We start from the raw sequence: 25,108 nt of genomic DNA on the forward strand, positions 1-25,108 counted from the left end.
TTCAAAAGAAATGGTATTAGAAATGAAGGAATAGTAAAAATTGATATTATGGAGGTGTTTTCTTATGAAAAAGTTTGAAGTAACGTTTCACTTAATCAATGGTGAAATCAGTCATATAGTTGAAACTAAATCACTTATTCGTGCAAAGAACTACATACAATATAGATTTGAAGATAAAAGTAAAGTATTGGACTTAGCAAATGACTTGGTACTCGTTAAAAGCAGCGTTCAATACTTTACCGTAGCTGAAAAAGAATAAGTAACGATATAAACGGGGTATGAATTGCTTGTTACACCGCTGTTAATTTCCATGCAAGGCTTCGCTTTTCGCAGGCGGCAAGTGAGCCCGCAGGAGTCTTTTGCCTTGCTGTCCAATTAACGGCTACAAGCACCTACATTCACCCTCATAATAAAAAAGATCCGAACAGTTTATCGTTCGAATCTTCCTTCCACTAAACTTCTTTTAAGCTCTTTTCTCGCTATTTTTTCACCCAGTGGTCATTACTATCCTTTTTGTACTTTGTTTTTACTGCATTCCACGCAACTTTATGCGCCGTAGCTTCTTCTTTGTATTCGTCACTGGCTGAATTAAATGCTTCTTTATAAATTTCCTGAGCATGATGAGGAAGATTATCTTTTACTCCATCAGGCAGTTCTTTTAATGAATTGTAGGGCATATAGTATTCCTCCTTGAAAACGTCTTTTACTAATGATTTACCTGTTCTTAATGAGTATAAACATTTAATAAACTCTGAAAACGAATTGGAGTTTTGACTCTATAAAAAAGAGCAGCACCTCTCTAGGAAGCCTGTTCTTCAAGTGAATCTAATTACCCTTTAAACATCAGCGGGGAAACGCCCTTGCTTAAGTTCCATTTGCTTAAGGTAATCAATTCAATTTCTTGATCAGCAAAGAAACAAATACCTTTTGCATTTTCTACAGGATAGATTCTGCTCGTGATCACTTTCTCGCCTTCATTAATAAAAACTTCAATTGAAACCTCGTAAGAAAAAATAATAAAAAATTTTATCGATTTGACTTGATTTTTAATTGTAGTAGTAGCATTAGAGGGGATTTTTGTACACTATCTCTTTTAATACTTAATGTAGGGTGATTCAAAAAAGTAAAAAGAGCTGGATATCAGCTCTTTTTACAAAATAAACTTATTGCGGTATTTTCACTTTAAAAGGTTTAAATTTAACTGGTTTTAAAGAGCCACCTTTAAAACCTATATCTCTTGACTCGCCGTTTTCATCGAATTCGACTCCTCCCCCGTCTGTTGGAAGAGATAAATAAGGAGTAACGTTTAATTCAGTAACATGTGAGTCAATTGGATCAAACTTTTTATTACTCTTAAACACTAGCTTATCTTTCACTTTTTGACCGCTTGCTCCACCTGAATGGCTTGTAATTTCCTTTCCATCTTGATCAACTACTTGGAATTCTATATATCCAACTCTGCTTAGTTCAAAGTCCTCTCCTTTTTCAGAACTCTCATAAGATATGTTCATACCTGTTTTACTTAAAGATAAGTCCTTAACATTAAGAGTGATGCCATCAACATTCTGTAATTGATTAATAGGAACCTTCTTAATATCCGTAATTTTTTTGATTGGATTTGAGAAATACCACGTTTCCCCATTTTCACCGTGTAAGATTAATCCAAGCTCAAAAGCATTTGGCATATCTTCGGATACGTTTATCTCCTGAATGGCCGTTCGAGTTGTGGCAGATTGAACTTTTTCTTCATATCCACCCGAAGATCCGTCAGGTGATTTTCCATTTATGGTAAAATCCATACCGCTACCAAAATAATATTCTCCCAATTTTTTTTCTGATTTTATGATATAACTAAGGCTAATGCCACTTTGGTCGTATAAAATTTCATCAAGCGTAACAGATATTCCATTAACAGTTTGGGTCTCTCCAACCTGGCTGGTCAGTCCATTTTTTTGAGCTTGTTTCAAACCAACGGAATTAGAATCTGCAAAAACAGAACCAATAAGAGGTATTTGAGACAAAGTGCTTGCTAAAGCTGGAGATTGATAAGAAGAAGCAACTAATAGTCCAAAAGCGACTGCCACACTAGACAAAGCATATAAGCCTTTCCTTTTTTTATTACTGATTTTATGGCTATATTTATAACTTACCTTGTTACCACTCATTTGTGATTCTGCTTGACTGATACCTGCTTGAATAGCTGACCGAACCTGTTCTTGTGGGAAATTTTCTACATGCTCATGAGATTCTTTCATTTAATTTATAGCTCCTTTCTAATTCACTTCTCAATTTTTTCTTTGCTCTACGTAGATACGTTTTTACTGTACCAACCGGTTTTTCCATCACGTCCGAAATATCCTGAATGGATAGATCATGGTAGTAAAATAAGATAATAGACGTTTGATAAGATGAATTAAGTTTAGATAATGCCTCAGTTAAATGAAAAGATTCAATTTCTTTTTCTTGTTTTTCATCTAACCTCTTTAATAATTCGTGTTCTTCATAAGGTACGATTTGTTCTCGTTTCTTTAATAGCTTGTAACACTCTCGAATAAGGATTTTAAATAGCCAGGTTGAAAAATATTCTGGTTCTCGCAAGTGACCTATCGCCAGAAAGGCTTTACATGCTGTTTCTTGGATAACATCAAGAGCATCTTCCTTTGTTCCAACATAAGAAAGAGCTTTATAATAAAGCATTTTCTCTTCTTGAAAAAGCAGCTCTTCAAAAGCTCTGCTGTCTCCGTTTATTGCTTGTTTTACTGTATGTATATTATGTTTCACAGTATTATCACTCCCTTCATTAATTAGAGTCGTCTCAACAAGCAAAAAGTTTCATTATCTCCATTTTTTTCAAAAAATATTTTATTTTTACTATCTATAAAGTAAAATATCAGCGATAAATACCCTATGCTCTTGTGAAAACGATTCGTGACATCTGTACATGCTGCATGAGAAGAATGGTGTGCTCCAAGTTTCAAGTTACTTAGATAATTGGATGGATGAGTCTGTTGCTTTGGATAAAACACATATCCCTTGTTTTATAATTAAAAGCATCATTATTTCTGATCCTCTTGCAGTAGTCATTTCTCGAATAAATTCAAAGCCTTGCAATCCACATCCAAGAGCGAAGAACAAGATGTTGTACTTACATAACAGTACGTGGAACTAAAAGTACGTATCTTTCGAAGGAGATTATAAATAAAAAATAAAACGCTTTCATTTCTTATTCTATTCAATTGTTTTCTTTGTTAAAATGACATTATAGGGATTATAGCAGAAGGGCAGATGGGACATATGAGTACAAATCTATTGATCATTTTAGGGGTTATATTTCTGACAACAGTTGCTATCACTATTTTAATTAAGATTCCTGAAGAGGAATAAACTACATCATAAAATAAAAAGCCACCTCATTCTTTTGATATTAAAAAGTGAGATGGCTTTTTCGAATTTTAAGCATTGCAAAAGTTTAAGAAAGATTAGGTCTATAAATAATTATAGCATATTAATTGAAAGGTTGTCATACAATTTTAGATAGAAAGAATCCCCTTCTAGTAAGGTATATACGTAAACATTGTGTGAAAAAACAAGAATTTTATTATGTCGTTGCTGTACATACTACATTTTAAGGAATTCATATGATAGTTAATTAAAAAAGAACTCCACTTATGGTAATCAATGATATAATTACCTTTAACTGTATAAGAGGTGATTTTGTTGATAGAAGATTTATTTGGAGGAACACTACCGTTTTTGCCTTCCAAGGAAACAATGGCTGCTAAAAAGAAACTTAGTCTATTACGTAAGCAAAAATGGTTTAGAGCTGCTTAAGGAAGAACGGCTTAGCTGAGAAAGGATCTACGAACAATGAAAAAATCGAATAAAGATCACTTACTTTGGAACATGTTAAAGCTATGGATTTCTATACCTAGAAATATTCGTGTAGCATTTCTTTGGGCTTTTATTTTAGGAATCTCCTACTTGGGGTGGGTCAAGCTAGCCCACAGATTTATTTAGCATTAGTGATTTACCTCTACTAAAATTCATTTTAAGCAAACAAGAAGACTAGAAAAGATAAAAAGCTGAACTAAGTATAAAATTAAAGGAGCACTGTCTTGAGTCGTTTTATAAAATTAGTTGTTACTTCCCTTTTATCTACTGCTATTTTTAGTGCTGTCTACGGGATAATCAGCTTAACACCTGAAAGTGAAAAAGAACCTAATATTTATTACTTCAGCTTTACAGATACATTCGTATTTACATTTATGTATACTTTACCCGTTTATATAGTTGTTGGACTTATTTGTTCCTATCTAATTGATATGCTAGCACATAACAGGCAGACAAGAAAAATGTACTTGTCTAAACTCTTAATGTACTCGTTAGCAGGAATAGTTCCTGGTTTAGCATTTTACTTTCTGTTTGAAGGAATTCAGTTAGATTATCAATTGTTATTTTATTTTTTTGCCCTGGGTATTTTTGCATCTAATACTTTTTATCATGTTTTGCTACTTATAAATAAGGTTTTTAACAGAAAGAAAATTTAATTAAGGTTTGCTTTTGCTTCTAACGCAAACGTACATTATGATACAGAAGGATTTTCATATATATTATAAAAAAGAATAATTTCAGAAAGAGGAAAATGTGTGAAACGTAGTCGATTGTTGCTTTTGTCGTTAGTTAGTAGTTTGTTAGTTATTTCAGTATCGTTATTCCAGTGGGATCTGGTTGATATGATAACGGAATTTTTAATGTTGCCTGTTTGGTTATTTGTATATGCCTTCTTTATCATCATAACTGTATGGGCATTGATTCATCTTTTTAAAAATAGAAAGTGGCAGCCGCTTGTTATTCAGCTCATTACTATTATATTATGGTTCTTCTTTCCCTTTACTCAAGTCAACTTGGATTTGAACTTTAAAATCCATCAAGAGAAGAGAGAAGAAGCTGCGGCTAAAATAGAAAATGGCATGATTAAACCTAACGTACCCGATAGTCCATCACTTATTCAATTGCCAAAAGAGTATACTCAATTGTCTAAAGGTGGAGGCGACATTGAAGTAGAAACAAAAGGAAAGTCGACATCAATTCTTTTCTTTACGTACCGTGGGATGCTAGACAATTTCTCAGGATTTGTTTATGACCCAAATGATCATAAACCTTCCAAAAGCGATTTTGACGGAGATTTTAAACAGATAGAAAAAGTACATAAAAACTGGTATTATGTATCTTCTTATTAAAAATAGATACTACTTAAAAACTGGCCCCAAATCGTTAGACACTGTCTGACAATTGGGGCCGGTTTTTAATTTTCATTCTTTACTTCAAACTCTCTACTTCAGAATGCCGTTTTTTATCTACACGGTCAAAGTAAGCTTGTTCAAGAATTTGCATATAATCAGCCTCGGTAATTAAGCGGACGTTACTTGGCGTTGAGTTGTTTTGCATAGCCAACTTTACAATGCTCGGAAAGTCTTCTTTCTTTACACCCTCTAGCTCTTTTAATTTAGGAATATTTAATGATTCTGTTAATTCTATAATTCCTTGAATTAATTTTTCAACAGCTATTTCATCTGAATCTGAATCTTTGGCAAAACTCATATACCTTGCTAATGTAGCATGCAGCTGCTTATTCTCCATAGAATTAAATCGTAATACGTATGGTAAAAATACTGCGTTAGCAACTCCATGCGGGGTATCATAAAGTCCTCCAAGCGCTTCTGCTAAGCAGTGTACCGAGGCAACATCTGCAGATCCAAAACAAAGGCCAGCTAAGAGACTTCCTTCCAGCATATCTTGACGAGCCGTTTCATTTTTACCATTGCGGAAAACGATAGGCAATGCTGAAACAATCGTTCTCATTGCTTGAGCCCCAAGCGCTTGTGAAATAGGATTTGTTACTTTACACGTATAACCTTCAATCGCATGAACGAGTGCATCAATGCCAGTCGCAGCCGTAACAGAAGGAGGAAGACTTAATGTTAGTTCAGCATCAAGAATCGCCAAGACAGGTCTTAATGAAGCATGTTTGAGCGTCATCTTTCGATGTGTAGATGCCTCCGTAATTACAGCAGACCGAGTAACCTCTGAGCCTGTACCTGAAGTAGTTGGAATACAAATAACTGGTGCAATGTTTGAATACAAAAGCCGTCCGTCTGCATAGTCAGATGGTTCCCCGCCGTTTGGACCGCACAGTGCAATAGCTTTTCCTGTATCCATAGCACTCCCGCCCCCAATAGCAACAACTGCATCTGCACCAAATTCACAAAATAATTTAGCACCTGCCGAACAATTTGTATCTCGAGGGTTTTGTTCAATTGAGTCAAACAACAACACACGGTAACCAGAAGCCTCCAAGGCAGTTACAATTGGTGAAACTAGTCCTGCACGAACCACACCTGGATCACTCACGACTAAAATTGATGAACCGATATTTAAAGATTTTAGCATTGCTGGTAATTCTCTAGCTTTGCCCATCCCTACCTCAATTTGTGTAGAACAAAAATAGTTATAAGATTTCATTTATATCCCTCCGGTTATCTAAACTTAAATACCTGTCTTAAGAAGCACTGTTTTTTCATTTCACCATGGCCTGTAAACTTACTTGTTCCACTCTGAAGCTAATATACCCATAAAATATGTATCTACGTATTTCCCATCCACATAGGCATGATTTCTTAATTTCCCTTCGATAATAAAACCAATTTTTTCATATAGTGCAATTGCCTGTTCGTTTATTCCTCTTGTGGTTAAATAGATTTTATTTAGACGAAGCTGTTTAAATCCTAAATCAATCATTTGCTCCATAGCCATTCGACCATATCCGTGACCTCTAGATTCTGAAGATAGGAGAATTCCTATACTAGCTCTTCCATGTCCATGGTCTATATCCTTCAGAAATATCCACCCAACTAATTCTTTTTCATCGCTTTCAATTCCTAGAATTAAATCGTTGTTCATTCTTTTCTTTTCTACTTCTTGTACCACCTCTTCATAAGTTAAAGGTGTTCTGCCTATCATTCGTATTGCACGTTCATCATTTAACCATTTATGAGGGTTAATTCATCGGTTTGAGATATTAAATCAATTCTCTGATTTCCTTTTTCATAATAAGTCGAGGCCCCTTCTCGGTCCCTTTCCTTCCACCCTTTTGATTTGATCACTAATTTATATCCTGACGGTATGCCGTTTTCTTCAGAAGCTTTAGACCATTCATATATGTTTACACGTTCTTTTCCTTTTACTAACTTTGCATTTTTAGGGACAGGGAAACCGAAAAATTTATCAGATGGGATATAGGCAAAGAATAAACCCCATTACGTTATTCCGATGTAATAGAAGAAGGATTTTTACTTTTTAAGATAAAATAGTTTCTTAAAGAGTCATAAAGGAGTTGATTTTATGTCTAAACAAACAAAAGATATAAAAGAAATAAAGCTTTTGGATTCTCAAATTTACTTATGTGATGAAATTAGAAAGTTGTTGAGAAAAAAAGAAAAAAGAAGTCTAGCCTTTGAACAAGAGTATACAGAACATGATATATTACACATTGCTTTAAATAGATTAATGAGTGAGTTAATCTCTAGACATTAAAAATTTCATCTATTATATTTGATATTATTCGAAAGAAATAAGTTTAATATAAAAAATAGACAGAATATTTTATCAATATCTTTACTTTGTAAACGCTTTCGTTTATACTAAGTATAGGTTGGATGGCATGAGTGGCTGTCATAGTATTTAGCGTAGGCGGGGCTGATATGAGGGAACAGGGCATAGAAGAAATGTCCTTTTTTTGTTTGGGCAACATTTGTTAGAAACTAGGAAATGTTATAAAACTTCTTTCAAACGCTTTTTTTTGTTTCATATGCCCTATCCAGTCTAGAAATTGAAAAAGACCACCTCTTCCCAGTTACAAGAGGTAGCATTTTTTAAAATTGAATGAACAGTAGTCGTTAGATAATGCTTTATTGTATTTTGAGTAATTTGCTTAATTTAAGAAACGGTATTCATAGACAACATATTCACCGCTTTTTCTAACAGTAAAATATCTTCTTCAACCATTCTTTTCATATCGTCGAGATCCAGTTGAATATATTCTTCTTTTAAACGTTCTAATTCCCTGACAAACAGGGATCCCGTATAGTACCTATAATTTGTCACTAATATTTATCCCCTTTGTATGCTCTTAATAGATGTAATTCCCCTTTATTTAGATTAACAACCAATAAATGCAAGATTTTTTCAAAAAAATCTTTCTCTGATGTAGGCAAAGGGTTTTTAACTTTATTAGAATAGGAAAAATACGTTATTAATGTGCCAGATTTTTAGTTTCATATACATACAACGTTTTATCGTTTTACTTTGATGTTAAATCAAATTTATCTTCTTTACCATTCCATTTTATTGTCACATGAAAAGGAGCGTTGCTGCTTTGGGTCGAACACCCACTGCAGCTTCCATTTAAATTAATTTTCCCTTCTGTCTCGTCATCCGTACCTGATAATTTGCTTGTTTCCCCTTCTACAACATAAGAAACTTTTCCTAATTTCTCTTTGTCTTTTCCTTTATAAATGATACTGCCTTGTCCGTTTTGAGTATTCTCGCCTTTATTTAAAAGATACAAAGCTTTCCACTGATCCCCTTCCCCTTCAAAACGCACGCTTTCTTCCTTACTCCCACAGCTACTCAATACTAATAAAAGAATAGACATGAATCCTAAAAACAACAAATTTCTTTTCAATTTTGAATCCTCCTACACGGTAAAAAAGCAGCCATATTATCCTATTGGGTAAATTTTTATTATTATCTGGCCTTTTTTTAAGTAATTTAAAGTGAGTTATTTTTCAATATGTTCTCCTGTTATTGGAATAAAACCATTTTTAAATAAAGCGTACCATTCTTCTAGTTCTTTACTCTTTAAAACATTTAATTTATTTAAAATGTCCTTCGAAAATTCTAATGCACCGCTTCCATTAGCTGTAATTAGACAGCCATCACTAACAGATTGTTTTTCTATATAATTTTCATCCCCTAGATAATTAGGTGCTCCTTCTTTCAAATAAGGTAATGAATTACCTGTATGTTTATTCTGATCAAGAAACCCATAGTTCCCTAAAAAGGTCGTTGCATCACAAATCGCTGCAACCGGAATGTTATGTTCAAAACAAAAGCTCACCAGTTTCTTTACCTGATGATTTTTCTCTTCTCTCCATCCCGTTCCCCCAGGCATAATTAACATCGCAAAGTCCAGTTTAAAAGGAAAGTCTTTTAGGCTGTAATCTGGAAGAACGGTCAATCCTCCCATTGAAGTTTTGGGGTGTTTGTCGATTGCCACTGTCTGAACTTGAAATCCTGTTCCCTGTTTATTTAACTCAGCTGTCACATAACTGGCTTCCCAATCAGCAAAACCATCTGTAATAAAGACCATCACTTTTTTCATACATACACCACCCCTAATTCTTGATTAGAAATATAACTAAGTACATGATCAATCACCTATTTTAATTTACCACTTTATATATATAGTGTAAAATAACACCAATATCAAACTATTACGTTTAAAAACATCTATCTATAATTGAGCAATGTTTCCATCTAAATCATGGTTTCTCTTCTTCTATTAAAGGGAATTAAACCCTAAAAGTGAACCTTAAAAGGAGACCATCATGGTTACAATTGAATCAATCATAATAGGTATTGTTTTTATTCTCATTCAACTATACGCATTAACGATTGTCGAACGTTCTCCAATCGGAGAACAAAAGCTGCTCTCATTATCAGGCGGTGTAGCTATTGCTTATGTATTTATTTATATCTTACCGACGCTTCATAAGAAACAAGAAGAGTTTGGAGGATCGCTAGCCCTTGATACTGAACTATATTTTCTTGGTCTTCTCGGCTTACTCGTCTATTTTTCAGTGTATTCATTTGCTCAGACAAAAGCAGCCACACACCTAACGGAACTGACCGTTTATATGGTACAGGCTAGTTTTTTTATGATTTATTCTTTTATCATTTCTTATGTCGTGTTTTCAACCGATGTTAAGCGAGTTGAATCAGTATTCTACGGACTGGCTATCAGCCTTCATTTTATCGGATGGTCTTACCATCTAGGAAAAAAACATCCGCGCTTACACAAAACTAGAGGTCGCTATATGCTGGCCGGAGCAACTTTTCTTGGGTCAATTCTGGGCGTTTTCGGACCCTCATCAGGACTGCTTATTGAGTCGATGATTGCTTTTAGTTCAGGTGCAATGTTATTTAACGTGATCAGTAAAGAGCTCCCTTTTGAAAAACATGCGCATTTGCCTACCTTTTTAATCTCATCTCTTGTCTACGCCGCTACAATGATTTCGTTAAAAGCTTTTTTCAATTGGTAGTTGCGAGGTGTTGGGACAAAATAAAAAGAGCAGCCATAAAGGCTGCTCTTTTAAAGTATGGTTTTTATTACTAGATACACTGCAGCAATCGATGCAAGAACGATAAGTACATTCAAAATGCGATGTTGAGTAGCTAAGTGGCCTCGCTTCATTTCTGCACGAGTCAATGGTTTATTTTCATCGTGATTTCCACTCACTCTATTACATCTCCTATCCTGTTTAGTTATTGGTTCTGCCAATTTAAGCAATAAGCTGATCTTTGTCAGCTGCTTCTTCCTTTTTTATCTTCCCTCTACATAAGATATAAAAAACACTAAACATAACAATCGACCAAATAAGATTAGCTCCTGGCTCAGTGTTAGCTACCTTAAACAAACTCGGTATAGATCCGAAAACAGAATCGTCCGTTGTAAGGAACAGAGCGAGAAACATGTTGTTGGCTGCGTGTGCGCCAATGGTAATTTCTAAGCTTTTTGTTTTAATCGCGATATATGTAAGAGCAAAACCAGCTACAATATAATCTAGTCCCACCAATATAATGGATTTATTCATTTCAGGATTAGCAAAATGACCTATTGAAAACATTAGCCCAACAATAATAGCAAGTAAAATTGGACGCTTCACTTTCTTACTCACCCATTGAAGAAGAAGTCCTCTAAAAAACAGCTCCTCCGTTGTTGTTTGAATAGGTACTAACAAAAGCGTAATCAGTACTAACAGGGCATACTCTTTTAAACTTACATGATTCCATGAATAATCCGAGTGGTTAAACACGACATCAATTAATTGTGAAACGATTAGTAACAGACTAAAAGCTCCAAAAGACCATATTACTTTCTTCCAATTCACACGTTTGTTAGCAGTGATTAATGATTTCATTTTTCGTTTGTGAATAAAACGAATCCCGATCCATAAACCAAAAATCCAGCATATGTACATAATATGAGACAACAGAAAATCAAGATTAGCATTGATTCCTACAGCTACCCCACTATCAAAATCAAAGTATGATTTTCCACTTTCATCAGCTGAAACCATTATCATTTCAGCAATAATATAAATAATTGATCCTAACAGCATAAACACAGAAGCAAGGATTGTTGTACTTACATAACGCTTCCAGCTATTTTTTCCTTCTTCCACATTTAAATAGTTTTTCATTTCATTCTTACTCCCTCAGCCTTCTCTTCTCAATTACATCGTTCTTCTCTACTTCGTTGTTGTCTAGGCAATGTAAAAATCTATTAGGACCCGAAGTCCTGCCATCATTTTAACTACCGCCTGCTTTTTACCTTTGAAGATAAGGAAAGAGACTGACAATATGAAGACATTACAACTCTACCCATTACCTCTCTATATAAAATTTAGCGTCTTAAAAGCCGTTAAAAAACAGCTTTTTCTAAAAGAAGACTCGACACCAAGTCATCGTTAACCTTTATATCCTGCTCATACGTGCCCGCATACACATAATTTTGAAGAAAATACTTGCTACTCAAGAATATATATCCTAGAACAACTAAAATAAATATTTTTTTCAACATCGTCCTCACCTTTTTATCTAAAGTTTTCCCCTCACGGCTGCTACCACAACCGCTAAGGGCTTATCCATAAACAGCTTTTCATTTTTTAAAATTAGCTACCATTCTATCTAACATCGCAAAAATGCATTTAAGTTACAAATATATTACATTATTATTACAAATGTAACAATTACATTATAACTAAGAAAAAGAGGATAATCAATATGAAGTGCTCAGTAAGACTAATAAAATTGCTAGATTAATATGATGCGTGTAAATAAATCCAAAACATGTTGGAAAAGACGTTTGTTATTAAACAGGAATATTTAAAGAACAAAAAAAGCAAACTCCCTACCGTTAGGAGTTTGCTTCTTTTATTCAAGAGTTTTTATAACCTATCTCATCTTGACACTCTTCTAAAGGAGTGATTAGATATATATGTTAACCATTTAAAAATTAAAGTTAACTAATTTTATTGTCGGTGGTGAGAGTGTATTGTATTGGGAAGAAGATATTAAGAGAGAACTTGCCTATTTAGATGAAATTTTTCAAAAACGGCACCTTGTTACTACAGAATTTGCTGAACAACCATGGCTTACAGTCAATGGACGTAAAATGTTAAACCTTGCCTCTAATAACTATTTAGGCTATGCAGGAGATAGTGGACTGAAGAAAACAATGAGTGATGCTGTGATGACTTATGGAGTAGGAGCAACAGCTTCACGCTTAATAGTAGGAAATCACTCTCTTTACGAGAAAGCAGAAAGATCCCTTGTTAATTGGAAGAAAGCTGAGGCAGGACTTATTATCAATAGTGGTTATAATGCAAACCTAGGAATCATCTCAGCCTTGGTTCCGCGTAATGGCTTCATCTTCAGCGATAAGTTAAATCATGCAAGTATCATTGATGGGGCCCTACTGAGCCGTGCAAAACTTCAGCGCTATCGCCATAACGATATGAACCACCTAGAAAATTTATTAAAAAAAGTTCCCTTGGAGTCACGGAAGTTAATTGTAACAGATACTGTTTTCAGCATGGATGGTGATTTCGCCAAGCTCAAGGAGCTTGTTAAATTAAAAGAGCAGTATAACGCCCTACTAATGGTTGATGAGGCTCATGCAAGCGGTATATACGGAAGAAATGGTGGAGGATATGCGCATTTTCTCGATCTACAAGATAAAATTGATATTCAAATAGGAACGTTTAGTAAAGCGCTAGGGTCATTTGGAGCTTATGTTACCGGAAAACAGTGGCTCATAGATTATTTAAAAAATAGAATGCGAGGACTCATTTATTCAACTGCTCTTCCCCCTGCTATACTCGGTGCAATAACGGCTGCAATTGAAAAGGTGCAACAAGACACAGGGCGTCGCGCACTTCTTCAACAACATGCACTATTTTTCAGGAAGGCCCTTACATACGAAGGATTTAACGCATGCAAAAGTCAATCTCAAATCATTCCAATTTTGACGGGAGAAAACAAAAGAACAATGCAGTTTGCAGAGCGTTTACAGAAAGAAGGAATTGCTGCTATTGCAGTTAGGCCTCCTACTGTTCCTGAAAATAAAGCAAGAATTCGTTTTACTGTAACAGCCGATCATACTCGAGAAGATTTAAATTGGGCCATAAAGAGAATTTCTCTAATTGGAAAAGAAATGAGTGTGATTCAATGAAACAAGCCACTATTATAATATTTCCCGGATGGGGAATGGAAAAAGCAGCGTTTCATCCGATCATAAAACCATTGTCTACTATATGTAACGTTTTGTGTACAGACTGGAGAGGTGTAAAAGAACTAAGTGACTTTAGAGAACGAGCAATCCAATTGCTTACTTCTACTCAAGGTACTGTTTATTTAATGGGTTGGTCATTAGGTTCCCTTGTAACGCTTGAACTTGCAAGTTTATACCCTAACAAGATAGAAGGACTCATATTAATTGGCGGAACTAGTCGCTTTACAAACGACATGCATAATACATTTGGATGGGAGCAACGCATCGTTGAACGTATGAAAAAACAACTACAGCGTAATAAAGAAAAAACCCTTACTTCATTTTATAACGCTATGTTCACTAAATCTGAAAAAGAAGAAGAATTTCATCATCAATTTATTGAAGTTGTTCAGCGTGATTATCAAGGAGACAGTACGTACTCCCTCCTTACAGGGCTAGATTATTTACTCCAAAAAGATGTTAGAATGCAACTCAATCAAATTCAAACTCCTTGTTTGTTGATCCATGGAAGAGATGATCAAATATGTTTGCCTGAGTCTTCTTCTTTCATAGCTGAAAGAATTGGTGGAAAAGCGCAGCTGTGTATTTTAGAAAAAGCTGGCCATATTCCTTTTTTTACAAAGCCTCAGCACTGTACGCAACTTATAGAAAAATTTCTCGAAAAGGAGCTCATTTATGATTAATAAGCAACTTTTAAAGAAAAGATTTAATAATCATGCTAAAACTTATGATGCTTATGCCGATGTACAAAAAAGCATGGCAAACCAATTAATAGATCAGCTTTCCACCAATTTCTTTAACCAGGAAATAGCTATTCTTGAAATTGGCTGCGGCACGGGTTATTTAACACAGTTATTATGCGAAAAATTTCCTAAGGCTGCTATTACAGCAGTTGATTTGTCATCAGGAATGATGGAGTTAGCAAAGAAAAAAGTAACGGAAGATCGAGTTTCTTTCATATGCGGAGATATCGAGGAAATAAGTATAGAAGGACATTACGACCTTATTATTTCGAATGCAACATTTCAGTGGTTTAATAGTCTTCATACGACAATCAAAAAATTGTATAAACAACTTAAGCCTACAGGCAGCCTGCTATTTTCAACCTTTGGAAATCGTACATTTCAAGAGCTTCATTCATGCTACAGTCATGCGAAACAAAGGCTTGGTCTTTTCAGTAACAGTTCACCTGGCCAATTGTTTTTTTCTCTTGAAGAGTTGTCTCAAATTTGTGAACAAGCATTAGTTCCATTGAGAGAGGATCCATTTAAACTATCAAAAATGGAGAAACTAGAGATTCAATACTTTCCGACGGTCCAGGAATTTTTTACATCAATAAAAAAGATTGGAGCAAGTAACAGTAACGAGGAAAGATACTGTCAGCGCCCTTCCTTTTTTCGTGAGTTAATCAATTTATATGAAAATAATCATCGTGACGAAAATGGCGTAAAAGTAACCTATCATTGCTTAATGTTTAATATTACAAAAACGAACCAATAGCCAATCCAGCCCTGGTTACTCTCTAGAAGTGATGAATTGCTGCCAGTAAAAAAGGGTACTCTTCTATGTAGAAAAGTACCCTTAAATAATCAATTAGATTTAATTAACTTACTGTTTTTTAGAAACTAGCTCAATAATATTTGTTATACCTTGCTCATTGTACCCTGTTTTTAATAACTGTATTTGATTATGTTCAGATAAATTTGTAAAAATGATTGGTGTAACAAGTGATTTAGCATTTTCTTTAATGTAGTTTAGGTCTATTTTTAAAAGCGGGGTTCCTTGTGTAACCTTTTCTCCCTCTTTAATTAGACATGTAAACCCTTTCCCATTCAAGTTCACTGTTTCTAACCCTACGTGAATTAATAACTCTAGATCATGATCTGTTTTTAGACCTATGGCATGTTTTGTAGGAAAGATGCTAACAACCTCCCCGTTGATAGGAGAAACAAGAGTATTATTAGTTGGTTCGATGGCAAAACCGTCTCCCATCATCTTTGAAGAAAAAACGGCATCAGGGACTCCTTCTAGAGGCACAATATATCCATCAAACGGAAGTTTGAATGCGCTTTCTAAAGTTGTATCGTTCATTTCTTTTTTCTCACCTGTTGCAGCAACTTCAGTTTTTGTCTTCGCTTCAGGTACTTCTTTGTTATTAGAGCCTTCTGTGATAGCCTCTTTTGGTATGCCAAATAAATATGTGCAGATGAATCCTCCAGCATATCCTGCAAGTAAGCCAATGATATATTTTAGCCATAAACCGTGAGCAATTAATGGAATTAAAGCTAGACCAGATGGACCGATAGCGATGGAACCAACGTTTCCGAACATTCCAATTACGGCTCCTCCAATTCCTCCACCGATACAAGCCGTAATGAATGGGCGTCCTAATGGAAGAATAACTCCGTAAATAAGTGGTTCTCCAATACCTAATATTCCGACAGGAAGAGCCCCTTTAATAATGGTAACAAGTGATTTATTTTTACGACAACGAATCCAAAGTGCTAAAGTTGCACCTACTTGTCCAGCACCAGACATGGCAAGAATCGGAAGCAAGATGGTCATACCAGCTGTGTTAATCATTTCAATATGAATAGGGATTAATACTTGATGCAGACCTAGCATCACCAATGGTAAAAATGCCACTCCTAGTACAAAACCTGCAAAAACCCCTCCACGTTCAAGTGTCCAATCTATGCCTCCAATTAAATTACTAGAAATTAGACCTGCAAAAGGCATAATAAAGAAAATCGTTAGTAATCCAACAATCAGAAGAGCAACTGTAGGTGTAACAATAATATCGATTGCATCGGGAATAAATCGACGTAAGAATTTTTCTAAAAATGAGAGTAACCATACAGCAATCAAAACGCCAATTACCCCGCCTTGCCCAGCAGTTAGAGGCTGATTAGTAAAGATATTCATAATAGGAAACTCTTCTGTAACTCCCGTTAAAAGAGTAATACCTCCGATAACCCCACCTAGGGCCGGAGTAGCCCCAAACTCTTTTGCTGCGTTAATACCTACATAAATAACTAAATAGCTGAAGATTGCATTTTTAATCACATTAAGAATCGTAACGTATTGTTGCCAAGTATCTTTATCAAGATCTCCCGCGGTTATGCTATTTGCTAAAATAGAGGCAACACCAGCTATTAAACCTGCGCCTACGAATGCTGGGATTAAAGGTATGAAAATGCTTCCAACTTTTCGTAAAAAATTTTTGAATGGCGTATTGTTTTTCTTTTTTAGCTCAGACTTCATATCTGCACCTTTTGACGTCAAATCTTCAGATGAAGCTTTTTCGTGTGAAGGAGCTGCAGAACCTTCTTGAAGTACAATACCAAATTGTTCAGCAACTTTCGTAACTACTCCTGGTCCTAGAATAATTTGATACGTATCATCATCGACAACTCCTACCACTCCTTTCACTTGTTTTATACTCGCTTCATCAATTCTATTATGATTCACTGGGGTGACTCGGAGTCTTGTCATACAGTGTGTATAATTCGCTATATTAGAACTGCCTCCAAGAGCTTGAAGCAGTTCTTTAGCTGTTTGATGATGTTTGCTCATAGTTGTTCCCATCTCCCTTATAGTTTCGCTACTTAATTCACGATTGCTTGACGGATAAATCCTTGTGTTTGTTCTAAACGATGTAAAGCTTCCTCATATGAAAGTCCTGTTAAAATCATGACTATAGCAAGCTTAGAATTACAATTTGCTTTTGCTAAGTACTCTTCTGCCGTATCATACGTGCATGAAGTTGCTTCCATCACAATTCGTTTTGCGCGTTCTACGAGCTTTTCATTCGTCAGCTGAACGTCTACCATTAGATTTCCATACACTTTTCCGATACCTACCATAGAAGCTGTCGAAAGCATGTTACAAACCAATTTTTGTGCTGTTCCGGCTTTCAAGCGAGTAGAACCTGTTAATACTTCAGGACCATTTACTACTTCAATTGCAATGTTTGCTACTTTTCCAATATCAGAATCTTTATTGCAGCTAACTGCTATTGTTTGAGCTTCAATTGAGTTAGCATATTCTAATGCTCCAATGACATAAGGTGTACGACCGCTTGCTGCAATCCCCACCACAATGTCTACCTTAGTAAGTCGAATGTTTTGTAAGTCTTCCATGCCTAACTCTTTACTATCTTCTGCTCCTTCTACTGCTTCAATAAAGGCTTTTTCTCCGCCGGCAATTAAGCCTACTACTTCATCTGGACTTGTACCAAATGTAGGCGGACACTCAACAGCATCAAGCAAACCGATGCGGCCACTAGTTCCTGCACCTATATAAATAAGGCGCCCCCCTTGTTTCTTAGCTTCTATAATAGCTTCTACAGCTTTTGCAATAGAAGGAAGTTCTTTTTTTATCGCACTCGCAACTTTTTCATCTTCTTCATTCATGGTTGTAAGAAAATCAAAAATGGACATTTCATCCAGATTCATTGTTTTTTCATTACGAGTCTCAGTAGTTAAATGTTCAAGCATTACTTATCATCCTATCTTTGTTTTTGTTTGAAATCGTTCTCAAGTACAGAATAACGTCTTTGAAATTAAATTTCAACAATTATTTTAAAATGTTAAAATTTAATTTCAAAGACTATAGTAATATGTGACTTTGAACAAACATCATATACCTGAATTTTAGTAAATAAGACAACTCTCACCGTATAAATATCAAGCATGTCTTATATCAATAATGACTCCTTCCCTGCTGCAGCAAGGATTTTTTTTACAAACGTTCCTATTAAAATCATTATTTTCATCCCTATATAGAGACTACATTATGTTAAATGGGTAAAAAAGCGAAAGGATTTCCATCTTTTAAAATAGACTAGTTCCTTAAAAGGTTATAAAGGAGCCGAACTCATGTCTAAACAAATAGAAGATATAAAAGAAATAAAGCTTTTAGATTCTCAAGTTCACTTATGTGAGAAGATTAGAAAATTATTAAGAGAAAAAGCAAGAAGGATCTCATAAAAATAATGCGTTTATCTATTTATTCTTCGTGCGGACAAATGATTGGATATTTTAAATTCAGCTTACCAATAATACCGTTATATGTCTTTTGCGTAAAAGGAGCTAAGTAACGATGAAACTGAAAAGAATAGTAATTGTCACCTTTTTATCAAGCGTTACCTTATTTTCGGGACCTTTATCATTTGTCAATGCATCAGTAAATGATTCTAAAATGCCTGTGAAAAATTCAGTGAAAGAAAAATTGCCCAATATAAAGATTTTGGCCACTGGAGGTACGATTGCAGGTTCTTCTGAAAGCAGCACAGACACAACTGGATATGAATCAGGAGCGCTTGACATTAAAACCATCATTAAAGCTGTTCCTCAGTTAAAAAAACTAGCGAATGTAAGCGGAGAACAGGTTGTAAATATCGGAAGTCAAAATATAGATAACACCATTCTGTTAAAGTTAGCAAAACGAATTAATACACTATTAGCGTCTAAGGACGTTGACGGGATTGTCGTGACACACGGATCTGATACGATGGAGGAAACGGCTTATTTTCTAAACTTAGTAGTAAAAAGTGAAAAACCTGTAATTGTGGTTGGTTCAATGAGACCAGCTACCGCTATAAGTGCAGATGGGCCGCTAAACTTGTATAATGCAGTGAAAATTGCTTCTACAAAAGAAGCACGAAATAACGGCGTTTTAGTAGCGCTTAACGATCGAATTGGCGCAGCTCGCTATATAACAAAAACGCATACAACGGCAGTTGATACGTTTAAATCTCCTGAACAGGGATATGCAGGAGAAATAGCTGGAGATCAGGTATTATTTTATAATAAAGCAACTCGTAAGCATACAACGCAATCAATATTCGATGTATCAAAATTAGATAAGCTTCCTCAAGTAGACATCATATATGGGTATCAAAACGACTCTAGGAACTTTTATGACACGGCCGTAAAAGCCGGATCAAAAGGAATAGTCGTCGCAGGAGCAGGAAATGGACTGCTATCTGATGCTGCCCTAACAGGTGCTAGAGATGCGGTAAAAAAAGGCATAGTTATTGTTAGATCTAGCCGCGTAGGAAGCGGGGTTGTGACACATGAAGAATCAGATGATAAAGATAAGTTTGTTACATCCGATTCATTAAATCCACAAAAAGCCCGTATTCTTTTAATGCTTGCTTTAACGAAAACAAAGGACCCTAAAAAGATTCAAGAATATTTTAATGAGTATTAATCAAAAATATCTTTCCTCCTCTATTTTGGTGCTTTAAGAACAATCGGTAACAAAAGTATAAACAGGCTGAGACACCACTAGCATACTTTTGTCTCAGCCTGTTTTCATAAGAAAAAGCATCAGCAGGTCCCTTATTCATTTCCCCAGTTCTTGCTTTCTATAATTAAATGATGGGATGTGTTGTCTAGGACACGCCATACCAAGGTCTTACCTTCTATATCTTTTAATTCAATAGTTCCCTCCAACTTATTGGTATTCACATGGACACGTTTCTCGTCTATTCTTTGTGCACTTTTTAATCTTGTTCCAAATGTTGCAGGACTTTCTTCCGTTAGCTTTACAATTACATCTATCATACGTTTGTCAGAAATATAGTTTTCGCTGTTCTCATAGCTTTTATCAGCAGGTTTAATAGCGTGTTCTAGCCCATTTTCGTACTGGCGCCAATCAACAATTAAAAAAATCGCAAATACTAAAGACACTGTTAGTAATAAGCCATACACAACATTTCGTTTCATTTACTTTTGCTCCTTTCGCAGGAATAGGTTGTATCAGAAAATAGTATCGTTTTATTTAAACAAATATTCCTTTTTTGAAGAAAAGATAAAAGAAGATATATTTTTTTTAGACCTTCCATGCTCAAATTACAAGAACCAAGAGAGATTTGTATACGGCTCATTTTTAGCTGCCACTATTACTTTACTTCACCATATACTAAATTTAAAAAGGTTCCACTCATTAACGTTCAATGAGTGAAACCCCTTTAATTATCTGAGGCTAGCTCTGTACCTACCTTTTTGTAGGTGAGCTTATGCCATATAACAAATAGTTACTTTACTACTGAAATATTGCCGTTGTGGGTAGCTAGTTTAATAATATTCTTTCCTTTTCCAATAACAGTGTTACTATCATATTTATTCAGAATATCAACTTTCCCATTGTCGACAGAAACGTTAAATTGAACGTTACTTGGTTCTTTTTCCGTTGTAATTTTAATCTTTCCATTGTTCGTTTTAAAGTCAATATCTCGATCAAGTTCTTCTGTTTCGAGAGCGATACTTCCGTTATGCGTTTCGCCTTTTAAACTACCTTGCACGTTACTCAGCGTTATTTTCCCATTATTTCCTTTTACTCCAACTGTTTTTGCCGTAGCATTTTTTATGCTTGTGAGTCCATTGTGTACGTTTGTATTCAGGCTTTCTGAGTCAACGTCCCCTAATTCCACACGTCCATTGTTTGCACGAACAGAAACATCTGCTGCGCGTAATTTTTTAACAGACACATATCCGTTGTTGCTGGAAATCCCCAATGAATTATACTGTTTTTCAGGCAGATAAACGTTGATAGATAGCGGTTTTAATACACTAACAATGTCAAAATTGACCCAGCTGCGCTGCTGTTCATTATAGGAGATGAAAAGCGTTGAATTTTTAACGTCAGTAGTGAAGTCTCTTTTTATATTAGGAGATGTTTCTCCTTTTAAGGTTACTTTGATATTATCACCTTTGATAGGATACACATGAACACGAGTATTATCCGTATCGATGTTTACTTTGGATACTTGATTACTGTTGATCGTTTTTTCTTTTGAAATAGGTTCAGGATCAATAGCACGATAAGTAAGGAGACTTCCTATGACCCCAATAAGAATGAGAATGCCTGCAAGAACGGAGAGTTTCTTTTTATTCAACACGTTTTAAACCGCCTTTCACCAATGATACATTGTATTTCAGATAACGTACAAAGCCTTTTATAGCTAGCTTCGTTACAACGAACATACCTAGCATAATGAAATATCCAAGTCCGCAAAATGCTAACGACATAAAAAAATTAAAGAGAAAAAATCCGCTTGAATGCACAATAGCTTCACCAAGAACTAGAATAGGAGATAGCAAGAAACATAGACCTATTGCCCAAGCTGACAAAATGAAGCCAGCTAATGTAACGGCGGGCCCAAGCACAATAACTACATTAAAAAAAGCTAAACCAATTACGGCCCAAGTGGCTCTTAAAATATTTTGAGTTGTTGCCTTAGCTGTTGCTTGCTCAACATGATAATCTGCCAGCAATTCTTTGGCTATTTGATTCGGGGAGCCTAGCGACGCTACAATTTCTTCTTCTGTTTTTCCTTCTTCTAAACCAATGGAAAAATGTTCTTCATAATCTTGTAAAATATCTGCTCGTTCTTTTGAGGATAATGGTTTTAAGGATTCGTTTAATTGCTGTAAAAAATTACTCTTCGACATTGTTCACACCTTCTTTAATTAATTGATTAACACCTCTTGAAAACTCGTTCCACTCATCGACAAGTTCGTATAAATAATCTCTTCCTTTATCTGTAAGCTGATAGTATTTCCTTGAAGGACCTTCTGTAGATTCTTTTAAGTACGTTGTGAAGTATTCTTCTTTCGTTAATCGGCGGAGAAGAGGATATACGGACCCCTCTGATATTTCAATTTGATCAGAGATTTTTTGAACTAATTCATATCCATAGCGGTCTTTCTTATCAAGTAATACAAGGACGCAAAGCTCTAAAACTCCTTTTTTAAATTGCACGTTCACTGTTCTTCACCCTTTTCTTTTTAAAGTCCACTACTGTTTATTGTATAGTACTGACTTACAATGATTTCCTAATAATTACAATATATCATCAGCTATTGTTTATTGCAAGGTACTGTTTAATATTTCTTTGAATTTTAACCATTTTTATAGTTGTAAGGTATTTTTTATAAAGCAAGGTTCAACCTCCTTTTTCTAATTAGCTTATAGATGGAATTATTTTTAACGCGGCCAAAAGAAAAAGCAGCCTATAACTATAGACTACTCAGCAGCGATCATGCCAAGCTATTTTTCTTTTGCCTGTTTGATAAATAAAAAGAAAACCGTAATTAAGATAAAATAATTTAGCGGGTTTTTAAAGATATTCCCATCTAAAGCTAATTGTAATAAGATCCACAAAGCGAATATAACGAGTATAGCTGGTATTACAAGTTTGTTCATAAATTGCTCATCCTTAGTTTAAGAGTACAATCATGGCTCTCAATATTTTTTATACTGTAAAAATTAAATCCACAAATAGCTTTGAAAGCATACTGATTGAATTTCTGTAAGAATATCACTTTTTAAGATAAAATTTAACAGTTTCCGCCACAATTGATAGAAATGGATCAATTTCATTTGATTTTTTGTAATAAGTTCAAGAATAAAGCAACTGCTATTTCACATTTTTTAACAATAAAAACCAGCCAATTTCATGACTGTTTTAAGTAGAATGCTACAAAAAGCTTAATATATTCAACCATTTATTCAGCCATATAATCTACACTAAATGAATACTCTTGTTTAACCCAGAAATTTAATCTTCCAACTAAAGATGAAGCTTGAGTATAGCAATAAAGATCTATATCTAATTTTACCTTTAATAAAAGGCTAATTCCTAACAAAAAAGACTTCACTAGCTATGAAGTCTTTTTTTGTTAGCGATAATGCAAATTTAATTGTATCTAATTAATCAGCTACCTTTTTACTACCCTCGGTTTTCAACGTTAACTTTCATTAAAATGTTCTAGTCGGTTATAAATTACCTGGGAGCTGTTTTACTCCATTTATTTGTGCTAGACCGATGTTCTGTCAGTTTAAAGTGTGTGCAAATTCCTCCTGCAGCTCTTTTAAAAAGGCATCAGCTGCGGCCGAAAGAACATGATGCTTTTTCCACACAATATTTAAACCTGATTCAAGCCTTGGCTGCAACGGCCTGAAACAAAGATTGCTATTAGTAGACGTATTGACTATTTTATCAAGTGTTATTGCATATCCAACGCCTTCTTCAACCATAATGGCCGCATTATATGCAAGATTGTATGTAGTGACGATGTTTAATTTATGAAAATCTTCGCCAAACCAATCCGCAAATTCATTTTTTGAAAACGTCTGTTTCATGGCCTGTCGTGAACAAATCAGTGGAACGTTTAATAAATCTGCAGCTTGAATGCTTTCTTTGAGGGCAAGAGGGCTGTCTTTTCTCATCACAACGCCCCAAACATCTTTGGCAGGCATATTAAGATAATTATATTTTGAAATATCGGCTGGCTGAATTAAAATACCGAAATCAAGCAATCCCTTGTCAAGCCGTGCCGTTATATCTTCTTCATTTCCGCTGTAGAGGTGATATCGTATATTTGGATAACGTAGCTGTACATCTTTTGCTACTCGTGCAATGTGCTTCATTGCTTCTGTTTCTCCTCCTCCTATATAGACATCACCACCTATTGTTTCTTCCATCAAACTAAATTCCGCCTCTAATTTATCGACCATATTAACAATTTCCTCTGCCCTGTTTCGCAGAAGCATTCCTTCATCTGTCAAAATGATACTGTGACTGCTGCGAATAAATAATTTTTTGTCCAACTCTTGTTCAAGGTCTTTTAATTGTCTAGACAAAGTTGGCTGTGTCACATGCAAAACATTAGCGGCTCTCGTGATGTTTCCTTCTCTTGCAACCGTAAGAAAATACCGCAAAACTCGAATTTCCATATCCCCCTCCTCCTTTCATAAGCTTTAGTATATACACTCCAGAAATGCTTATCAAACATATCATGATATAAGATATAAGTATTTTTTATATTAAAAAGAAGACGTTAGAATGAATAACACAGAAGGTTATATCACAAAAGCAACACCTTTACTTATTCAAAGTGGAAAGGAGCTTAAAATGAGAAAGCTGTTGTGTCTCACTTCTATCTTAGCAATAAGCCTTGCCCTCGCCGCTTGTGGCAACAATAATTCATCTGCAACCGACAGAGATCATAATGCAAATGACAACTTAAACCGGGAACCAGAACAATCAAAAGAAGATAATATTTCAAATGCAAAAATAAAATTAACATTCGACAACAAAGAAGTGCTTGTTAGGATGCACGATAACCCAATAAGTAAGGATTTTCTAGCTCAACTGCCTTTGACAGTAACGTTTGAAGATTATATAGGTAAAGAGAAAAATTAGTATTTTACAAAAAAATTATCTATAGATGATGTACAAGCCGGAAATCAATCAAAAAAAGGAGACTTTGCTTATTACGCTCCTTGGGGAAATGTAGCTATTTTTCACAAAGATTTTGAGGATGCTACAAACGACCTTATCATACTAGGTCAAATTGAATCAGGAAAGGAAAATTTTGAAAATGTTGACGGTACTTTTACAGTTAGAATTGAAAAAGTGACTAAGTGAAAACATTACAATACACCTTTAACCACCCC

At 35.0% G+C, this 25,108-nt stretch carries 28 protein-coding genes and 2 pseudogenes; 10 read left to right on the plus strand and 20 right to left on the minus strand.

Features of this window, described 5'->3' with window-relative positions; all coding sequences use genetic code 11:
* Positions 1-64: 64 nt before the first annotated feature.
* The gene (locus U9R83_RS18500) at positions 65-259 is read left to right on the plus strand and encodes a hypothetical protein (protein WP_028414863.1); all 195 of its coding nucleotides are present in this window, start codon (positions 65-67) and stop codon (positions 257-259) included.
* A gap of 220 nt (positions 260-479) precedes the next feature.
* Here U9R83_RS18500 and U9R83_RS18505 read toward each other — a convergent pair whose 3' ends face one another.
* From U9R83_RS18505 to U9R83_RS18520, 4 genes are all read right to left on the minus strand, one after another.
* Positions 480-677, minus strand: a complete 198-nt coding sequence (locus U9R83_RS18505) for a ChaB family protein (protein WP_049165948.1) — start codon at positions 675-677, stop codon at positions 480-482.
* 152 nt (positions 678-829) lie between these two features.
* Positions 830-1,075 (minus strand): GH32 C-terminal domain-containing protein, encoded by a 246-nt coding sequence (locus tag U9R83_RS18510; protein ID WP_308015004.1) that lies wholly within the window; start codon positions 1,073-1,075, stop codon positions 830-832.
* Between the two features lie 88 nt (positions 1,076-1,163).
* Entirely contained in the window at positions 1,164-2,255 is a 1,092-nt protein-coding gene (locus U9R83_RS18515) for a DUF4179 domain-containing protein (RefSeq protein ID WP_208733015.1), read from the minus strand.
* The gene (locus tag U9R83_RS18520) at positions 2,239-2,781 is read right to left on the minus strand and encodes a sigma-70 family RNA polymerase sigma factor (protein WP_034267402.1); all 543 of its coding nucleotides are present in this window, start codon (positions 2,779-2,781) and stop codon (positions 2,239-2,241) included. Before U9R83_RS18520 ends, U9R83_RS18515 begins: the two co-directional genes overlap by 17 nt.
* A 1,334-nt stretch (positions 2,782-4,115) precedes the next feature.
* Between U9R83_RS18520 and U9R83_RS18525 the strand changes: the two genes are divergently transcribed.
* Together U9R83_RS18525 and U9R83_RS18530 are read left to right on the plus strand one after the other, a co-directional pair.
* Positions 4,116-4,547 carry a hypothetical protein gene (locus U9R83_RS18525; protein WP_226701535.1) on the plus strand — a complete coding sequence of 144 codons (432 nt, stop codon included), beginning with the start codon at positions 4,116-4,118 and terminating at the stop codon, positions 4,545-4,547.
* Positions 4,548-4,646: 99 nt separating this feature from the next.
* Positions 4,647-5,240, plus strand: a complete 594-nt coding sequence (locus U9R83_RS18530) for a hypothetical protein (protein WP_208733014.1) — start codon at positions 4,647-4,649, stop codon at positions 5,238-5,240.
* A gap of 79 nt (positions 5,241-5,319) precedes the next feature.
* Here the strand turns inward: U9R83_RS18530 and U9R83_RS18535 are convergent, their stop codons facing one another.
* On the minus strand, positions 5,320-6,522 hold the full coding sequence (locus tag U9R83_RS18535; protein WP_328575368.1) for an iron-containing alcohol dehydrogenase: 1,203 nt from the start codon (positions 6,520-6,522) through the stop codon (positions 5,320-5,322).
* Between the two features lie 78 nt (positions 6,523-6,600).
* Complete coding sequence (locus U9R83_RS18540; protein WP_014458837.1) at positions 6,601-7,020, minus strand: GNAT family N-acetyltransferase; 420 nt, start codon at positions 7,018-7,020, stop codon at positions 6,601-6,603.
* Between the two features lie 381 nt (positions 7,021-7,401).
* Between U9R83_RS18540 and U9R83_RS18545 the strand changes: the two genes are divergently transcribed.
* Positions 7,402-7,593 carry a hypothetical protein gene (locus U9R83_RS18545; protein WP_013084390.1) on the plus strand — a complete coding sequence of 64 codons (192 nt, stop codon included), beginning with the start codon at positions 7,402-7,404 and terminating at the stop codon, positions 7,591-7,593.
* A 402-nt stretch (positions 7,594-7,995) separates the two neighbouring features.
* Here the strand turns inward: U9R83_RS18545 and U9R83_RS18550 are convergent, their stop codons facing one another.
* From U9R83_RS18550 to U9R83_RS18560, 3 genes are all read right to left on the minus strand, one after another.
* A complete protein-coding gene (locus U9R83_RS18550) occupies positions 7,996-8,163 on the minus strand; it encodes a hypothetical protein (RefSeq protein WP_014458835.1) in 168 nt (55 codons plus the stop codon).
* A 196-nt stretch (positions 8,164-8,359) separates the two neighbouring features.
* Positions 8,360-8,743, minus strand: a complete 384-nt coding sequence (locus tag U9R83_RS18555) for a hypothetical protein (RefSeq protein ID WP_328575369.1) — start codon at positions 8,741-8,743, stop codon at positions 8,360-8,362.
* 96 nt (positions 8,744-8,839) lie between these two features.
* Positions 8,840-9,442: a type 1 glutamine amidotransferase family protein gene (locus U9R83_RS18560; protein WP_316910273.1), complete on the minus strand. Its 603-nt coding sequence runs from the start codon at positions 9,440-9,442 to the stop codon at positions 8,840-8,842.
* 226 nt (positions 9,443-9,668) lie between these two features.
* Between U9R83_RS18560 and U9R83_RS18565 the strand changes: the two genes are divergently transcribed.
* A complete protein-coding gene (locus U9R83_RS18565; RefSeq protein ID WP_014458832.1) occupies positions 9,669-10,382 on the plus strand; it encodes a hypothetical protein in 714 nt (237 codons plus the stop codon).
* A gap of 50 nt (positions 10,383-10,432) precedes the next feature.
* Here U9R83_RS18565 and U9R83_RS18570 read toward each other — a convergent pair whose 3' ends face one another.
* Both U9R83_RS18570 and U9R83_RS18575 read right to left on the minus strand, forming a co-directional pair.
* On the minus strand, positions 10,433-10,579 hold the full coding sequence (locus U9R83_RS18570; protein WP_014458831.1) for a hypothetical protein: 147 nt from the start codon (positions 10,577-10,579) through the stop codon (positions 10,433-10,435).
* A 43-nt stretch (positions 10,580-10,622) separates the two neighbouring features.
* A complete protein-coding gene (locus U9R83_RS18575; RefSeq protein ID WP_328575370.1) occupies positions 10,623-11,543 on the minus strand; it encodes a CPBP family intramembrane glutamic endopeptidase in 921 nt (306 codons plus the stop codon).
* Between the two features lie 854 nt (positions 11,544-12,397).
* Here U9R83_RS18575 and bioF point away from each other — a divergent pair.
* Genes bioF through bioC form a run of 3 tightly spaced genes read left to right on the plus strand, consistent with a single transcriptional unit; the run spans position 12,398 to position 15,136 of the window.
* Positions 12,398-13,576: an 8-amino-7-oxononanoate synthase gene (bioF, locus tag U9R83_RS18580; RefSeq protein WP_328575371.1), complete on the plus strand. Its 1,179-nt coding sequence runs from the start codon at positions 12,398-12,400 to the stop codon at positions 13,574-13,576.
* Positions 13,573-14,319, plus strand: a complete 747-nt coding sequence (locus tag U9R83_RS18585; RefSeq protein ID WP_028414877.1) for an alpha/beta fold hydrolase — start codon at positions 13,573-13,575, stop codon at positions 14,317-14,319. Before bioF ends, U9R83_RS18585 begins: the two co-directional genes overlap by 4 nt.
* Positions 14,312-15,136 (plus strand): malonyl-ACP O-methyltransferase BioC, encoded by an 825-nt coding sequence (bioC, locus tag U9R83_RS18590; RefSeq protein ID WP_328575372.1) that lies wholly within the window; start codon positions 14,312-14,314, stop codon positions 15,134-15,136. Before U9R83_RS18585 ends, bioC begins: the two co-directional genes overlap by 8 nt.
* Before the next feature lie 108 nt (positions 15,137-15,244).
* On the opposite strand, the gene U9R83_RS18595 is transcribed toward bioC, so the two are convergent.
* The 3 genes and pseudogenes from U9R83_RS18595 to murQ all read right to left on the minus strand — a co-directional run bounded on the left by U9R83_RS18595 (position 15,245) and on the right by murQ (position 18,135).
* Positions 15,245-15,727: a PTS sugar transporter subunit IIA gene (locus U9R83_RS18595; protein ID WP_243550272.1), complete on the minus strand. Its 483-nt coding sequence runs from the start codon at positions 15,725-15,727 to the stop codon at positions 15,245-15,247.
* A gap of 78 nt (positions 15,728-15,805) precedes the next feature.
* A pseudogene (locus tag U9R83_RS18600) lies at positions 15,806-17,212 on the minus strand (PTS transporter subunit EIIC); the annotation flags it as partial.
* 32 nt (positions 17,213-17,244) lie between these two features.
* Positions 17,245-18,135 carry an N-acetylmuramic acid 6-phosphate etherase gene (gene murQ, locus U9R83_RS18605; RefSeq protein WP_328575373.1) on the minus strand — a complete coding sequence of 297 codons (891 nt, stop codon included), beginning with the start codon at positions 18,133-18,135 and terminating at the stop codon, positions 17,245-17,247.
* A 604-nt stretch (positions 18,136-18,739) separates the two neighbouring features.
* On the opposite strand from murQ, the gene U9R83_RS18610 reads away from it, so the two are divergent.
* Positions 18,740-19,852 carry a type II asparaginase gene (locus tag U9R83_RS18610; RefSeq protein ID WP_328575374.1) on the plus strand — a complete coding sequence of 371 codons (1,113 nt, stop codon included), beginning with the start codon at positions 18,740-18,742 and terminating at the stop codon, positions 19,850-19,852.
* Between the two features lie 131 nt (positions 19,853-19,983).
* On the opposite strand, the gene U9R83_RS18615 is transcribed toward U9R83_RS18610, so the two are convergent.
* The 6 genes from U9R83_RS18615 to U9R83_RS18640 all read right to left on the minus strand — a co-directional run bounded on the left by U9R83_RS18615 (position 19,984) and on the right by U9R83_RS18640 (position 24,385).
* A complete protein-coding gene (locus tag U9R83_RS18615; protein WP_328575375.1) occupies positions 19,984-20,370 on the minus strand; it encodes a hypothetical protein in 387 nt (128 codons plus the stop codon).
* Positions 20,371-20,681: 311 nt separating this feature from the next.
* A complete protein-coding gene (locus U9R83_RS18620; protein WP_328575376.1) occupies positions 20,682-21,545 on the minus strand; it encodes a DUF4097 family beta strand repeat-containing protein in 864 nt (287 codons plus the stop codon).
* A complete protein-coding gene (locus tag U9R83_RS18625; RefSeq protein ID WP_209367501.1) occupies positions 21,535-22,098 on the minus strand; it encodes an HAAS signaling domain-containing protein in 564 nt (187 codons plus the stop codon). The genes U9R83_RS18620 and U9R83_RS18625 overlap by 11 nt, the downstream gene beginning before the upstream one ends.
* Positions 22,085-22,414: a PadR family transcriptional regulator gene (locus tag U9R83_RS18630; RefSeq protein WP_014458816.1), complete on the minus strand. Its 330-nt coding sequence runs from the start codon at positions 22,412-22,414 to the stop codon at positions 22,085-22,087. Before U9R83_RS18630 ends, U9R83_RS18625 begins: the two co-directional genes overlap by 14 nt.
* Before the next feature lie 282 nt (positions 22,415-22,696).
* Positions 22,697-22,852: a hypothetical protein gene (locus U9R83_RS18635; RefSeq protein ID WP_014458815.1), complete on the minus strand. Its 156-nt coding sequence runs from the start codon at positions 22,850-22,852 to the stop codon at positions 22,697-22,699.
* A gap of 630 nt (positions 22,853-23,482) precedes the next feature.
* Positions 23,483-24,385 carry a LysR family transcriptional regulator gene (locus U9R83_RS18640; protein WP_243549784.1) on the minus strand — a complete coding sequence of 301 codons (903 nt, stop codon included), beginning with the start codon at positions 24,383-24,385 and terminating at the stop codon, positions 23,483-23,485.
* Between the two features lie 178 nt (positions 24,386-24,563).
* Between U9R83_RS18640 and U9R83_RS18645 the strand changes: the two are divergent.
* Positions 24,564-25,079, plus strand: a pseudogene (locus U9R83_RS18645) (cyclophilin-like fold protein).
* Positions 25,080-25,108: the final 29 nt, after the last annotated feature.

It is taken from the genome of Priestia sp. LL-8 (assembly GCF_036227845.1).
GTDB classification, from domain to species: domain Bacteria; phylum Bacillota; class Bacilli; order Bacillales; family Bacillaceae_H; genus Priestia; species Priestia zanthoxyli.